Below are 15,675 nucleotides of genomic sequence, written 5' to 3'. Positions count from 1 at the left end.
TGCGCGGGATTCCAGGGAGAGCGGAGGGGATGTCAGGGCTGGGGGACCGCCGGGCTTTTGGCGAGCGCACCCCGGTAGACCTCGATCACCTCGGCCTGGTTGGTGGCGCAGACCGACAGGTCGCGCAGCAGCCCGTCCGTGAGGCGATAGATCCACCCGTGAATCGAGAGGTCCTGCTTTCGCTCCCACGCTTCCTGGACGACGGTCGTCTGGCAGACGTTCAGCATCTGCTCGATGACATTGAGTTCGCACAATCGGTCGAACCGCGCCGTGTAGTCCTCCATCTCGTTGAGCTGCTCCTCGTGTTTGTACATCACATCCTGGATGTGCCGCAGCCAGTTGTCGATCAGGCCAAGCCGGCGGTTGTCCAGCGCGGCGCGCACACCGCCGCAGCCGTAGTGGCCGCACACGATGATGTGTTTCACCCCCAGCACGTCCACCGCATACTGCATGACCGAGAGGCAGTTGAGATCCGTGTGGATCACCATGTTGGCGATGTTGCGATGGACGAACAGCTCGCCGGGTAGGAGGTGGACGATCTGGTTGGCCGGCACGCGGCTGTCCGCGCATCCGATCCAGAGGTATTCCGGCGATTGCTGGGTGGCCAGCTTGTCGAAGAAGTACGGATCGTTGAAATGGACCTCACGGGCCCAGGAACGATTGTTTTCGAAAAGCTTCTTGAGCGTACGCATGTATTCCTGGTAAGGCCGCCGGTCGATCCCGGGCAGGGAGCGCGGGAAGATGCTCCGACGATGGCAGCAAATCTACCACTCCCCACCGGGAACGACAAGAAATGCGCGGCCTTACCAGAGGGCAAACTGGAATTGGAGCACCACCATGTGTTGCGCGCTGGCGCTGACGCCGGCCGGCGCGCCATACAGATAGGCCAGCGTGAACCGCTCCTGGCCGTACGCAAGGCCCCGGCGCGCGCTCGGGCTGAATGTGATGCCGGCCAGCACGTAGCGATCCGAGTCGGCATCGGTGTCGCCGGCGTACTGTTCGTAGCTGGCGACCAGCTCGCTGCCTTCGACCAGGCGCGCGGCCCCGGTGAAGGCCACCCCGAGCGCCTGCTGCGAAGGCGCGCCGCCGGCGGCGGCATACTGGATGCCGAGGATCTCCGCCTTCATCCGCACGGGCTGGCTGCCGGGGATCGCGCCCCAGTAGACGTGGGCCGAATAGGTGGCATAATCGCGGCCTGGATCACCGGACGTCGCGGCCGTATTGGGATTTCTGGAGGCATTGTAGCCGGCGAAACCGCCCACCTCGAGCCCCGCGAGGCCCTGGATCGCGTGGCTGGCCGATCCGCTGACGGCGATGCCCCGGGTCGTTGCGCCTCCGGTTGCGGAGAGCCCCGCAATGCCCCGGCGCAGGTTGGCGCGCGCGATGTTGCCGTCGCCGTTATGGACAAATGCCGCGAGCCGGGTGCGGCGGTCGTCGTACTGTACCTCCATCCCGAAGTCGCGCCCCGAACCGCCGATGGTGGACTGAGCCCATCGTTCGGCGATCGCCGCGCGGTCGATCCCGTCGATGAACGGGAAACCGGTCGGGATGTACGCGCGGGGCTGCGGGCCGGCGAGGTAGCCGAGCCGGAGCCGGACATTGGGCGACATCCGGTAAAAGGCGAACAGATCGACGACGCCGGCAGTCCCGCCGGCGAAGTCGGCGTCGAAATGCAGGCCGGCCTTCTGTTCGTAGGTCATCACCGTGCGCAGGCGCGCGCGCCGAATGCCGAAGCCGGCGCTTTCGGTGTCGTCGCCGGCATCGAGTCCGTAGCTGAAGCGAGGCTGGATGGCCATCCCCCACTGGAGATCAACCGCCTTCTGGGCGTTGGCGGGCAGGGCGCAGAGGGCGCCGGCGAGGAGGCATCCGAGTGCCATGAGTGGTGCTGGAAAGACGCGTCGTTTTTTATCGGCTACTATGTGCATGGAATCGTGAGAAAACGTGTATGGTCTGGTCGTGTGCGCCCGAAATACCGGTCGTTCCCGGGCCGGCGATGATCGAGACGCCATGGCCGAACCGCGCCGGCCATGGCGTCATCCCCGATCAACCGATGTCAATCCATAAAGGTAACCTTGCCCGTGCTGACATCGTGCATGGCGCCGACGACGAGCAATTCGCCGCGGTCAACCAGGTCCTTCATGACCGGGCTCCGGTCCAGGATGTTCTGCACGGTCATGCGTACGTTCATGTGCGCCACCTGGTCCACGAACGCCTTGTTTTTTGAGGTTCGGTCTCCGATCACCTCCTCCACCGCGTAAACGGCGGGCGAAATGTTGCTCAGGGTATGGGTGAGGTTGCCCAGTTCGACATGGTCGCACGCCCCTTTCACGGCGCCGCATTCCGTATGACCGAGCACCACGATGATTTTAGAGCCGGCCACTCTGGTGGCGAACTCCATGCTTCCGAGGATGTCGGTATTGACGAAATTGCCGGCGATGCGCGGTGCGAAGATGTCGCCGATCCCCTGATCGAAGACGATTTCAGGCGGCACGCGCGAGTCGATGCAGCCGAGCACGACCGCGTAGGGGTACTGGCCCGCCGCGGTTTGCGACACCTGCGCTTTCAGGTCGCGGTCCAGCATCTTGCCGGACGTAAAACGCGCGTTGCCTTCCTTCAGCATGTCGAGCGCCTCGGCAGGTGATATCTCTGCCTGGGCCGCATGGGTGAGCGCCGGCACGCGCTGCGCGCAAGCGGTCGTCGCCAGCGTCAATGCCAGAAGGCCTGAGAACAGCAGGGTACGGGAGAGATACAGGTTTTTCATCGGTATGGGTTGGTTGGTTGGTTGGTGAGCAGCCACGCGTACCCCTCCGACGCTGCGACAGGGTATACCTCACCCATACAGCGGTGCCGTTGGTTGTAACGCGTGGATAGACGTTTCCCGGCCCGTGCGTCGCGCTGGAGCGCAACGGCGGGTGTCCGAGAGCAAGGGGAAGGCTACGAGCGACGCCGGAAGCCGGGATGGCGCGTCAGGCGGACATCGGCAACGGGCGTGCGAGGAGGAGGGTTAGCGCGCGGGGGCTATCGGCGCGCCAGGCGTTCGAACGGGGTCAGCAGGAAAAGCCAGCCGCGCACGAAGCAGCGAAAGGATTGGTGATGTGCACGGGAATCGGTAGTATCGACAAACAAGCGGGCGCTCATTTTTGTGCCTGGATAACCGAGTGTTGATTTAGATTGAGTCTAGATAACCGTGGATGCCGTCCTAAACGGAATACCGTTCGCCCAGGTTTCCGTTTTTTCGGCGTCTTGTACGATTTTGTGGCCTCTCGCCGTGGGCCGTCACGCCGCACCGTGTATTCGGGCGGGGCGTGCATGGACGACACCGCGACGAGACGCCTGTAAGTTGACATAAATACACATGGAATCGATCGTTGACTACTTCGCCAACATGCCCACGTCCCATCGGACGCTGTTCCTGGTGGGCGGGCTGACGGTCTTCTGGCTGATCGAGAGCGCGGCGCCGCTTTTTGCCGCCGATTACCGGAAATGGCGGCACGCCGGCGTCAACCTGTTTTTTACCCTCACCACCATCGTCGTCAATTTTTCGATGGCGTTTTTGCTGGTGAAGTCGTCGGACTGGGTGGTGGCGAACGGGTTCGGGCTGATCCAGTGGGTCGCGATGCCGCTCTGGCTCTTCACCCTGGTGGGCATCCTGTTGCTCGACCTCATCGGGGCGTGGCTCGTGCACTATGTGGAGCATCGCGTGAAATGGATGTGGCGTTTCCATCTGGTGCACCACACGGACCAGCACGTCGACACCACGACGGCGAACCGGCATCATCCCGGCGAGAGCGTGTTCCGGTTCGTGTTCACCACCCTGGCGGTGTTTATCGTCGGCGCGCCGATGTGGATGGTGTTTATGTACCAGACGATGTCGGTGGTGCTGACCCAGTTCAACCACGCCAACGTACGCATGCCGGCCTGGCTCGACAACGCGCTCGTGACAGTGTTCTGCACGCCGAACATGCACCGGGTCCACCATCACTACCGGATGCCCTACACCGACTCGAACTTCGGCAACATCTTCAGCTTCTGGGACCGGCTGTTCGGGACCTTCAGGACGGCGGATAACCGCCGGCTGGTGTACGGGGTGGACACGCACATGGCGGAGCCGGAAGCCGGCCGCGTCGGCACCTTGCTCCGGATCCCGTTCATGCCGTATCGCGAAAAGAAGGCGTACCCGGAGGAAGAGACGCTGTAGGCGGACGCGCATCCGGGGCGCCGCGCCTTTCCGTTTCGGAAAACGCTATTATGATGCACGCGCCCGTCCGGATTTCCCCGGGTCGGGGCATTGAAAGCGCCTCGCGAATATGCCAACCGCAAAGAAATTCGGCACCTTCGGCGGTGTCTTTACGCCCTCGATTCTGACCATCCTCGGCGTCATTATGTACCTGCGCCTGCCCTCGATCGTGGGGCAGGCGGGGTTGTGGACGACCGTCGGCATCATCCTCGTCGCGCACCTCATCTCCGTAGCCACCGGGTTGAGCGTGGCGTCGATCGCCACCGACAAAAAAGTCCAGGCTGGCGGGACCTACTACATGCTCTCGCGGAGCCTGGGTCTGCCGATCGGCGGGACGCTGGGGCTGGCGCTGTTCGTCGGCCTTTCGTTCAGCGTGAGCCTGTACGTCATCGGGTTTTCAGAGAGCTTTCTGAGCTACTGGGGGTGGGAGGTCTCGAAGAATGCGATCCGGTTTGCCGGCAGCATTACCCTGGTCGTGGTCACGGCCGTGACGCTGATCAGCACGGCGCTGGCGCTGAAGATGCAATTCTTCATCATGGCCGCCATCGTGCTCTCGCTGCTGTCCATCTTCTTCGGCCAGCACGACTTCGCGCCGGCGGCGCCGCTCCTCGATAGCCTGCCCACCGCGGCGCCGTTTATCGTACTCTTCGGCATCTTTTTCCCGGCGGTGACGGGGTTCGAGGCCGGCGTCTCGATGTCCGGCGATCTCCAGGATGCGAAGAAGTCCATCCCCTCGGGCACGATCTGGGCGATCGGCGTTGGTCTGGTCGTCTACATCGGTCTGGCCGCCTACTTCTCGTTCACCGTGAGCGCGGACCAGCTGATCAACAACCCGAACGTGCTGCTGGATATGGCACTGTTCGCGCCGGCGGTCGTGGCGGGTATCTGGGGGGCGACGATCAGCTCGGCGCTGGGCAGCATCCTCGGCGCGCCGCGCATCCTGCAGGCGACGGCGTCGGACCGGGTGGTGCACAAATTTTTTGCGGCCGGCTATGGGAAGGAAAACGAACCGCGCAACGCCCTCATCCTGACGTTCATCATCGCGGAGGCCGGCATCCTCATCGGCGAACTCGATGTCATCGCGCGCATCGTGTCGATGTTCTTCATCACGACGTACGGCTTCCTCAACCTTAGCTGCTACATCGAAAGCTGGGCGAGCCCGGACTTCCGGCCGGACTTCAGGATCCCCCGTGTCGTCAGTCTGCTCGGCGCCCTGGCCTGTTTTGTCGTGATGATCCAGCTGGATTTCGTCGCGATGATCGGCGCGTCGGTGCTGCTGGGGCTGGTGTTCCTGTACCTGAAGCGGAAGGAGCTCACCCTGGAGAGCGGAGATACGTGGGAAGGGTTCTGGTCCTCGCTGCTGCGTGCCGGCCTGCAGCGCCTCGCCCGCAGCGACGTGCACGAACGGAACTGGCGACCGAACATCTTGCTGTTCAGCTTCGGCACGCACGCGCGCGACCCGATGATGGCGCTGGCGACGTGGCTGGTACACCGGCGCGGCTTGCTCTCAAACTTCGATCTGGTCGTCAATGCGCAGTCCGATCGCCTAAAACCCCGCGTTTCGCAGGTGCTCGACGACCAGGCGGAGGTGGAGGCCGGCATCTTCTCCCGCCGGCTCGAATGCCCCGATGCGTACGAGGCGATGGAGGCCATCGCGACCTACCACGGCTTTTCCGGCGTCGAACCCAACGCGGTGATCATGGGGTGGGCCGGCAACAGTCGGGATCCGGAGCGCTTCGTCGCGCTGTTGCGCCGGTACGCCGAACTCGATCTGAACCTGCTGTTGCTGGATATCGACCGCGAGCGGGGCTACGGTGCGCAGCAGACGATTGACGTGTGGTGGCGCGGCGGCAACAATAACATTTCGCTCACGCTGGCGCTGATCCGTTTCCTGACCAGTTCGGATACCTGGGCCGGCGCGAGCATCCGCTTTCTGGTGATCAACGAGGGGGACACGGCGTACAGCAACGCCATCCAGAGCCGGATGGACGGCATCCTGGAGTCGTTCCGCATCCAGGGCCGCGCGCAGGTGATCAACAATGTCGTGGGCCGGAAGCCGATCCACGAGATCATCGGATACGAATCCGCGAAGAGCGATCTGACCATTATCGGCATGCCGGCGCTGTCGACGCAAAACGCGTCGGCCTATATGGAAGACGCCGACCGGCTGCTCGAACGGCTGGGTACGGTGCTGCTCGTGCGCGCCTCCACGTTCTTCAACGACCTGTCGGTGGGCATCGATACCTCGCCCCGTGGGGTGGATGAGGCGAAGGCGCTTCCGCCGGCCGTCACCGAACTGCCGGCGCTGCAGTTGCCGGAAGATGAGACGCTGCGCTGGGCGGTCCAACATGCCGGCGACGGGATCGAAGCGATCACCAGCGAGCTGGCGGACCCGGCGCTGGCCGCGATCGGAGAGATGCACCGCGACCTCGGCGTCTCGGTGAGCGGTGCGATCAAACGGTCGCTCGAGGCGCTCGCCCGGGGCCTCGACAAGCAGGACCGTCCACGCGCCCGGCGAACGATCCAGCGAACCCAGGCCTCACTCGCGTTTCACCTGCGGGACGAGCTGGCAAGCTTCATGGAGGAACAGCTTCCCATCCAGCAGCGGCTGCTCGAAACCGCCCTCGTGAAAGAGCGATCGCTGGTTCGCAATCTGGTCCGTCAGACTCCGGAAGAGTTGCAGCGCCCGGTTGATCGCCTGCCGGCGGGCGAACATCCCTCCCTGATCGAGCGACTGACGAACCGTTCACGGACCGTCGTCATTCCCTTTCGAGACCTCGTCGAGGCGCGCGGTACGGAAGCGCTCCAGCGTCTTATCCTCAAGCAGGTGGAAGAGACCGGCAGGGCAGTGCATGCGTTCTCGGAGCAGACCCTCGTGCTGCTCCAGAACGCGTTCGACGCGCTGCACCGGGTTGCGCTGCGCATCGAGGAAGGGGACGCCGTTGCCGCGCTGAGCGCGGAGCAGGATCACATCCAGTCCGCGTGGAGCGACCTTCTCGGCGGATACCAGCAGCAGCACCGCCGGATTCAGGAGGCCCTGCGGCTCGGCGCGCGTGAACTCGTTCAGGATATCGCTTCGGAAGTGCATACCGGATCCGGCCGGCAGCAGCGCGACCGGGCGGAGCAGGACCGCCTCTCCGCCGCCCTGCTCGATGCGCCGCGTCACTGGGAAGAAAACCAGCGTCTGCTCATGACGCGCGCCGCGCTGGGCATCCAGTTGATCTCGTTTCAGATGCGGCTTCGGACCATCGCGCAGCGGTACCAGGAGGAAGTGGCGCTTTCGCTCCAGAACAACCTCGCGCGGCCCGTTCGCGATATGGAGAAGGAGGTGCATGCCGCGCTGGCGTCCCTGCGATCGGATGCGGGAACGCGGATCCGGCCGGCGTTCTCGGTGCCGGCGACGTTTGATCTGAAAGGTATCCACCAGCAATTCGTGGCCGATGTTCGCGCGGCCGTCGAGGAGTTGCCGGAGTCGGTCCGCACCCTCTCCGAACAGGCCGTGCAACTGCTTGTCGATCGCCCGCTCGACGATGTCGATATCATCACGGTGTCCCTGCGCCGCGTTGTGGACTACATTGTGGAGATGGAACTGCTCGGTCCGATCAACGACGAACTCGCCGATTGGCCGGGGAAGGCCCAGCGCCTGTTCGCCATCGCGCAGGATGTGATGCGGCTGGTGTCCTTTCATGTGGATGAGGAACCCGGACTGACCGATGCCGGCGAGGTGGAAGCCGCCGTAAACCCGCTGCTCCAGAAAGGGCTAGAGCGGCTTCAGGCGCAATTGACCCAGCTGGAGCACGAGAGCGACGGGCTGGTCGCGTTGATCGGCTCGCGCCTGGATACGGCTGTCCAGCAGCTCAATCCGTACACCATCACGCGCACCGAAGGGGATCTGCAGCGCTACGTGCGCGGGCACACCGGCCGGCAGATCCAGTCGCGTTTTCGCGCCACGTGGGAGCGCGCGCATCACATGGTCCGCGACGGGCTCGTCCGCCTGCTCTACAGCCGCAGCGAGGGCGTGCTCTTCGCCCGGCAGCTCCAGGAAGCCGATCCGTACCTGGGCGCAGCCGCCCACGAAGGCCTCCGGCTGGTGGATGCCGTATCGCCGGACGCGACGGTCATGCGCGGCCTGCCGCTCTACTACCGGCAACTGTTTCTCGATCTCCCCAACATCACCCAGGAATTCTGGGTGGGCGCCGAGCCTCAGATCGAACGGGCGCATCAGGCGGTCGACCGTTGGACGCGCGGGGTACACGGCGGCCTGCTGGTGCTCGGGGAGGCGTATTCGGGCAAGACCGCCCTGTGCCAGCTGGTGGCGCAGACCTATTTCAAACGCGACGCCATCTTCCATCTCAATCCGGTCCCCGGCGGGACGTGCGATCCGGTCATCCTCGAACGCGAGCTGAAGCGCGCCCTCGGGATCGCCGGCACGCTCGAGGAGGGGTTCGCGCAGCTGCCGGCGCAGAGCGTGCTCATCCTCAATGACCTCGAACGGTGGTGGGAGCGGAGTCCGGACGGCACGGCGGCGCTCGCCCTGATCGCCGGGTGGATGGAACGCTATGGCCGCCAGTGCTTCTTTTTGATCAACGCCAATGTGCATGCGTTCAAGCTGATCGACCGCATCCACCCGGTTTCGGGTCTGTTTCTGGATATCGTCACCCGTTCGCCGTCGAATGCCGAACAGATCAAGAACGTCATCCTGCTGCGCCATCGCTCGGCCGGCATGACCTTCACCATCGACGGCGAGCCCGAGGATCGGGTATCCGCCTGGACGCTCGCCCGCCTGTTCACCAGCCTCTTCGATTATGCCCGTGGCAACGTGGGCGCGGCGCTGCACGCATGGATCGTCGCCATCGACCGGGTCGGGGCAGAAGGGATCGCCGTAGCGCCGCTGTCCCCGCCAGACGCGTCAGTCGTCGACACGCTGTCCCCGATCCAGAGGGCGATCGTCGTCCATTTGCTGCTGCACGGCACGCTCACCGGCGAGCGGCTGCACCGCATCAGTTCGCTGGACGAGACGCTGCTGCGGCATGAAATGCACGCGCTGCAGCGGCTCGGGTGGGTCGTTGAACGCGAGCAGGGCGTGCTCGCCATCGATCGCTTTTTATTGCCGCATCTCACCCGCGCCTGTGTCGAACGGAGGTTGCTCGGATGATCCAATCGCTGTTTCTCGATGTGTCGCACGTCGTTGCGATCGTTATCGTACTGACCGTCCTGCTGCTGGCCCGCAAGGGGCTCCGCGTCGTTCGGCTCCGGCCGGCGATGCGCGAACGGCTCGACCGCCTGTTGCCGGCGCTGGAGACAGCCGCCTTCGTCGGCTTTGTGCTCTGGTGCGTGTGGCTGCTGACGCCGGAGGACAGCGAGGCGTTCTGGTGGGCATCGGGCGCGATCGTGCTGGGGCTGTTCGGCGCCGGCTGGTTCGCCGTGCGGGATCTAGTGAGCGGGATCATCCTGCGTTCCGAAAACGCCTATACACCGGGGCAGTGGGTTGAGACAGCCCAGGCGGCCGGGTTTATCGCCTCGCTGGGGTATCGGACTATGGAGCTGGAAACAGACGCCGGTCTGCGCATCCGCCTGCCGTACAGCCAGCTGGGCAAGGCGGCCCTGACGACGGCCGACCGGTCGCAATCCGCCCGAGCCCACACGTTTATCCTCGAACTGCCAGCGACCGAATCCGTCGCGGTGCTTACCTCCCGGATTCGCTCCGCAGCGCTCACGGCGTTCTGGTCCTCGCCGCGCCGCGAGCCGTACGTGCACTACATCGAAGTGAAGGAGCACGTGCACCGGTTCGAGGTGACGACGTTCTGCCTGGACGAAGCCTACGCCACCGATCTGGAGCGCTCGGTCCGTCGGCAGCTCGAACCGCACTAACGCCACGCCCGGTCACCGGTTCAGTTTCCAGAACGGTTTTCCCTGATCCTGCGCCGTCGTAAGACGCTGCCGGCTCGTCGGAGGCGCGTCCTGTTGCATCAGCGCGTGGATGTCGTACAGCAGCGCTTCGGCCTGGGCGAAGTAGGAATGGCCGAGCAGGTCGACATCGAAATCGGGCACCGCCACCGTATCCACCCCCGGCGCGATAGTGTAGGGCATGTAGTAGCCGGCGCGGGGCGCGTCGTGCAGGATGCCCGAGAGGTACACCGGCAGGTCGCCGTCGGACGTATAGAGTGTGGTGCGTCCGGCGTGCTCCGGGTAGAGGTAGGCGAGCTGGACGAACAGGTCGCGGTCGACGTCCGGCGCCGCGAGGAAGATCTGGTCGAAGCGCACCTTGCCGCGGGTTTCGGCGTTGCCGGCGATCCGCTGGAGCGCGCGGAGCAGGCCGCGGTTGCCCATGCTGTGCGCGATGATATGGATCCGGGCGCCCTGGCATTTTCCGGCGAACTCGACCAGGAAATCGGTGATGGCCTTTTCGCTCGCCTCGATGCTGGCTTCGTCGGCGGAGTAGGCCTTGACGTCGCCCCGGGACGGCCAGCTGAAAAACGCCGTCGGACCCTGCACCTTGAGGTCGAACCCGATCTGGGCGGCGCGGATGGCCGCTTCGTCGAAGGTGACGTTGAATCCGTGGATGAACAGGAGCGCCTGGGGCTCGTCGCCGGCGTCGTCCAGTGCACCGCGCACCTCGTCGTAGAACGTATCGCGGTCCAGCGTCACGATCTCCTGGATGCGGAGGTGGTCGTCCCGCAGGTCGAACCGGAGCAGGCGTTTCCAGAACGCGGTGCCGGTCTCCCCGAAGCGGTGTGTCTCGGGGATGAAGACATCGACGCGGCCCGTGGTCGTTTCGCCCCATCGTTCACCGGTGAAGCCGGGCCTGTCCGTTCGCGGTTTCCGGTTGGTGCCGAACCAGACCGGGTAGACGACCCCGTCCGGCGGCGGCTCCGCGCCCGACATCTCCAGCTCCTCGTCCCCCGTGGACGCTCCCACATCTTCACCGGGTCCGCGCGTCGCCGGGGCCGGCGATGGTGACGGTGGACGCGGCGCCGGAGGAGGAGGCGGTTGGGCCGACTCCGGTTCCTCGGGCTCGATCATGGCCGGCCGCGCGTCGAGGTTCTCGATCAACTGCGCGATCGCGGCGTCTGAGTCGACCACCATGTTCGGCGCGCTCTGCAACGCCGGCGGGAGCGGGACGTCGTCGCCCGGATCCAGAAAAAGGACGCCCACCTGCGACCGCGCCAGGGTTGGTGCGATGTCGGCCTCGAACCGCTCCGCGAGGCCGGCCGACCATACGAGCAGGATCCAGTCAAAGTCTCCTTGGACGGTGACGGGACGCGCGTCCGTGCCAACCGGTACGGCGTGTGCGTCCAGATCGGCCCGAACGAGGGCGTCGTTCAGTGCCAGCACGCGGCGTACGTGTGCGTCAGATTCGCGGGCGTAAAAGATCAGGATACCGAGTGCGCGGGCCATGGGTCGATCGAGCTGGGTTGCCAGGGTTGCCGGATATATAAGAAGTCGCCACACGCGACGCCAATCGGGAAAAGCTCGACACCCCGGGTAAGGACGGGTCCTACCCGATGCCGGCCGCCGGCCTGTCGTCTTTTTTCGTCAGCCGAACCTACGTTGGCCTTCGACGCAATCCGCGAGGCCCGTCATGAAAAGTTCGCCCATCTACGCATCCCTTGTGCTGGCGCTGCTCCTCGGTGCAGGCTGCCACCACACGAACCGTCTGGCCGAGTACGATTTTAGCGGCGGTTCGCTGGCCGTCCAAACCATCATTCCGAGCCGGCCCGGCGTGTTCACCAGCGACTTCTTCTTTTACGACCGACGCCGACCGCTGGGTCTGTTCGTCAAGCTGGGCACGGCCCTCATCAAGGAGGCCGAGGCGGAGCGGGCGCGGGTGCGCATGGACAGCGCGAACCAGTGCATCGATGTCGCCGCGATCCTGCACGACCGGATCCACGAGCGCAGCGCGTCCTATCTGAATGCCGATCCGGTCGACGCCATCGCGGACGCCGATTTTCTGCTGGATGTCCGGATCCGTTCCTACGGGATTGACGCCGAGGCGTGGGATGCCGGCGCCTATTTCAAGATCGAGGCCGAGGCGCTGCTGATCGACCGTCGCGGCGGCCGGCTCATCTGGGAAACAGAGTTCGAAGAAACGGAGCCCATCTCGCCGCTCCTCTTCGGTCCGCATTCCGGTCTGCGCAACATCATCACCGCAGCCGCCCTGTCCGGTCTCTCCGTCGAGGAGATGACCGTCGCACTCGAGCAGCTGGCCGAGTTCAGCGCCGACCGCATCACGCGCCGGCTGCAACGGGATCTGTACCGCATGAGGCGATGATCGACGCCGCCTCCTCGATTTCGCGCGGCCGACGATCGTTCTAATGAAGCCCGAATCTGCCGGGAGACGCCTCAGTGACGACATAACCACAGGTCAATGTGATCTACGGGCGCACATCCCATCCGTGCGCCTCAGAACGTTTGTTTTTGACCGTGTTCTCCCATGCTATTGTATACCCATCGCTCCACTGTTCTATTCGTTCTTTTACTCCTCGTGTCGCGCGTCTCGTTTGCGCAAAGTCCGGCCGGCCTCGCCGGACGCGTCACGGACGGCGACGACGGCATACCGCTCTTCGGAGCCAGCGTCATCCTGACCACGCCGGAAGGCGGAATCGTCCGGGGCGTCGTGGCCAACGAGGAAGGGCATTTTCAGATCGACAACCTCGACCCCGGGGACTACCGGCTCGAGGTGCACTTTGTCGCCTACATCGGGTTCGAGCTGGCGTTGACGCTGGAGGCCGGCGAAGTGCGCACGATTCACGCCGCCCTGACGCCGGAAAACGTCAACATCAACACCATCGTGGTGACGGCGTCGCGCGGCAAGGAGCGCGTCCTCGATTCGCCGGCGTCGGTGACGGTAATCGATTCCGAGGAAATCGAACAGGACGTTTCGCTGTCGCCCATCGCCTCGCTGCGCAACATTACGGGCGTCGATCTCGCCCAGACGGCCGTGGACCGCAATCAGATCGCGCTCCGCGGGTTCAACGCCGCCAACATCAACAGCAACGTCTTTTTGCTGAACGACTACCGGCCGGCGGTCGGGGCCGAGGGTGTGGCGTTTTACAGCATCATGTCCAGCTCATCGATCGATCTGGATCGCATCGAAGTCGTGCGCGGTCCGGCCTCGGCCCTGTATGGCGCCGGCGGCGATGCCGGCGTCGTGCATTTTATCAGCAAGAGTCCGTTCGACTATCCCGGCACCTCGCTGTCGGCGACGGCCGGGCAGCGGTCGATGCTCGCCGGCCAGTACCGCCACGCGGGGGTGATCAAGGATCGGCTGGGTTATAAGCTGGTGGCGAACTACGACCAGGCGCGGGAGCTGTCGTACGACCTCGACGAGGCGGCGGACGCCGACGTGCTGGCCCAGGAAGTCATCGTCCGGGAGCCGGATTATGCGAAGACGCAGCTGGACGGGATGCTGGAGTACCTCGCCGGCGACGACCTCACCCTCACGTTCAACGTCGGGTATTCCGAGCTGACCGGTTTTCTCCTGACCGATATCGCGCCGTTCCAGGTCGACAAGATGATCGGGTATTACGGCCAGGTACGCGTCCAGGCCGGGAGCCTCTTCGGCCAGGTTTACGCGAACATGCGCGATGCCGGCACCTCGTTCGCCTACACGGCGTTGCGGCCGATCATCCAGGAAGGCGGCCGGTATGGTGGCCAGCTGCAGTACGAGCACCTGAGCCTCGACCGGAAGACCCGCCTCATCGTCGGCGCCGACGCGGACCTCATCCGACTCGCTTCCTCCGGTACCCTCACCGGCAGGAATGAGCTGTCGGACGACATCACCCTCCTCGGCGGCTACGCCCAGACGTCGGTCGACATCTCGAAGGAGATCGACCTGTCGATCGCCCTGCGTGGGGACTGGAGCAACGTATACGCCGGCATCCAGCTTTCGCCGCGCGCGGCATTTCTCTATAAACCCACGCCGCGGCATACGCTGCGGGCGGCCTTCAACACCGCGTTTGCGGCGCCCACGGCGTTCCAGTCGTATCTGGATTTCGTCATCCAGGAGCAGACGCTCAACGATGCGGGCTATCAGTTCCTGGTCATGGGGCGCGGCGCCGTCGATGGCTACACGTACGACACGTACCGTGCTACCGGGCAGGCGCGGCTCCTGTTGCCGGTGGGCAGTTTTCTCGGGCAGGACTACAGCGTCGGCGCGATGCCCATCGCACCCATCTACGGTGCGGCGGCGGGCGGCGGGCTGATCGACCTGCTCCGGTCGACGGCTCCGCTGCCGGGGCTGGCGCTGTCCGATACACAGCGGCAGCTCGTGGCCGATCTGCTGGCGCAGTCGGCTTCGGCCGGATTCACGGGGGCGGAGGTCACGTCCGCCGGCGTGCTCGGTCTGCCCGACGCCAGCGAGCGCGGCTTCAAGGAAGTCGCGTCGCCCTCGGACACGCGACCGCTCGAACAGACGACGACTCGGTCGCTGGAGCTGGGCTACAAAGGCGTCATCGCCGACGACGTGCTGCTGACGGTCGACGTCTACTACGCGAACAAGAAAAACTTCGTGGGGCCGCTCACCCTGAGCACGCCGTTTGTGTACCTCAACGGCGCCACGCTGACGGGCGATGTCTCCAGCGTGCTCTCGAGCCTGTTTCAGACGACGACGGACCCCGCGATGCGCGACCTCCTGGATCAGCTGGCGATGTCGGGGCTGTCGACGGAGCAGGTCACCGGCCTCCTGTCGAACCTGGTCGGCCAGGCGATGAACGACCAGTCGATCGCCGTCGTCCAGACCGACCAGACGATCCTGCAGCCCGGCACGCCGAATGCGATCGGCGCGCTGGCGACGTTCCAGAATTTCGGCAATATCGACTACTGGGGCACCGACATCTCGGTCGAGATCTACACCGACAACCAGGTCTCGCTTTTCGGGAACGTCTCCGTCGTGAGCGACGGCCTGTTCGACTACACCCAGCTGGGCGAAGGTGACCCCAGCCTCGAACTGGCGCTGAACGCGCCGACGTTCAAGGCCAAGTTCGGTCTGGGCTATACCACGCCGAAGGGCGTCTCGCTCAACGTGTTCGGGCGGTATGCGAATGGGTACCCGGTGCGTTCGGGTCGGTTGTTCGGGGAGGTCGAGCCGGCGGCGCTGTTCGATTTCGGGATCAGCTACAGCCTGGATAAATACGTCGCCGGCCTGCGGTTCGACACGATGATCCAGAACGTGTTCAATACCCAGCACCGCCAGTTCATCGGCGCCCCGCCCATCGGACGGATGGCGCTGGCTCGGTTGACGTTTGAGCTGGAGTAGGGGCTGGTTGATCAGGTGACGTCACGCGCGGAGACATCGAAGCGATGCAAGATGCAGGATCAGGACTGTTAACAAAAATGGCTGTGCGCACTCTATAAGCACATACCCTCCTTTTTAAGGAGGGTCGTCGACGGCATGTGCCGCTCGACGGGGAGGATCAGCCGAAATAGACCGCTGTGCC

9 protein-coding genes are annotated in these 15,675 nt (G+C 64.6%); 5 read left to right on the top strand and 4 right to left on the bottom strand.

Annotation, left to right across the window (positions count from 1 at the left end; all coding sequences use genetic code 11):
* Positions 1 to 32: 32 nt before the first annotated feature.
* The 3 genes from can to R2834_09375 all read right to left on the bottom strand — a co-directional run bounded on the left by can (position 33) and on the right by R2834_09375 (position 2,761).
* Positions 33 to 692, bottom strand: coding sequence for a carbonate dehydratase (gene can / locus R2834_09385; protein MEZ4700530.1), 660 nt, complete (start codon positions 690 to 692; stop codon positions 33 to 35).
* A gap of 111 nt (positions 693 to 803) precedes the next feature.
* The gene (locus R2834_09380; protein MEZ4700529.1) at positions 804 to 1,877 is read right to left on the bottom strand and encodes a hypothetical protein; all 1,074 of its coding nucleotides are present in this window, start codon (positions 1,875 to 1,877) and stop codon (positions 804 to 806) included.
* A 176-nt stretch (positions 1,878 to 2,053) separates the two neighbouring features.
* Entirely contained in the window at positions 2,054 to 2,761 is a 708-nt protein-coding gene (locus R2834_09375; GenBank protein ID MEZ4700528.1) for a carbonic anhydrase family protein, read from the bottom strand.
* 594 nt (positions 2,762 to 3,355) lie between these two features.
* Here R2834_09375 and R2834_09370 point away from each other — a divergent pair.
* The 3 genes from R2834_09370 (at position 3,356) to R2834_09360 (ending at position 10,108) form a co-directional block, all read left to right on the top strand.
* On the top strand, positions 3,356 to 4,198 hold the full coding sequence (locus tag R2834_09370; GenBank protein ID MEZ4700527.1) for a sterol desaturase family protein: 843 nt from the start codon (positions 3,356 to 3,358) through the stop codon (positions 4,196 to 4,198).
* Positions 4,199 to 4,307: 109 nt separating this feature from the next.
* A complete protein-coding gene (locus R2834_09365; GenBank protein ID MEZ4700526.1) occupies positions 4,308 to 9,392 on the top strand; it encodes a hypothetical protein in 5,085 nt (1,694 codons plus the stop codon).
* A complete protein-coding gene (locus tag R2834_09360) occupies positions 9,389 to 10,108 on the top strand; it encodes a mechanosensitive ion channel (GenBank protein MEZ4700525.1) in 720 nt (239 codons plus the stop codon). The genes R2834_09365 and R2834_09360 overlap by 4 nt, the downstream gene beginning before the upstream one ends.
* Positions 10,109 to 10,120: 12 nt before the next feature.
* Here the strand turns inward: R2834_09360 and R2834_09355 are convergent, their stop codons facing one another.
* Complete coding sequence (locus R2834_09355) at positions 10,121 to 11,635, bottom strand: alpha/beta hydrolase (protein ID MEZ4700524.1); 1,515 nt, start codon at positions 11,633 to 11,635, stop codon at positions 10,121 to 10,123.
* A gap of 184 nt (positions 11,636 to 11,819) precedes the next feature.
* On the opposite strand from R2834_09355, the gene R2834_09350 reads away from it, so the two are divergent.
* Both R2834_09350 and R2834_09345 read left to right on the top strand, forming a co-directional pair.
* Positions 11,820 to 12,509 (top strand): hypothetical protein, encoded by a 690-nt coding sequence (locus tag R2834_09350; GenBank protein ID MEZ4700523.1) that lies wholly within the window; start codon positions 11,820 to 11,822, stop codon positions 12,507 to 12,509.
* Positions 12,510 to 12,671: 162 nt separating this feature from the next.
* Positions 12,672 to 15,494: a TonB-dependent receptor gene (locus tag R2834_09345; GenBank protein MEZ4700522.1), complete on the top strand. Its 2,823-nt coding sequence runs from the start codon at positions 12,672 to 12,674 to the stop codon at positions 15,492 to 15,494.
* Positions 15,495 to 15,675 lie beyond the last annotated feature (181 nt).

The organism is Rhodothermales bacterium, from assembly GCA_041391505.1.
In the GTDB taxonomy this organism is placed as follows: Bacteria; Bacteroidota; Rhodothermia; order Rhodothermales; family JAHQVL01; genus JAWKNW01.
The sequence above is the reverse complement of the archived record's forward strand: the minus strand, read 5'-3'. Positions and strand labels throughout refer to the sequence as shown.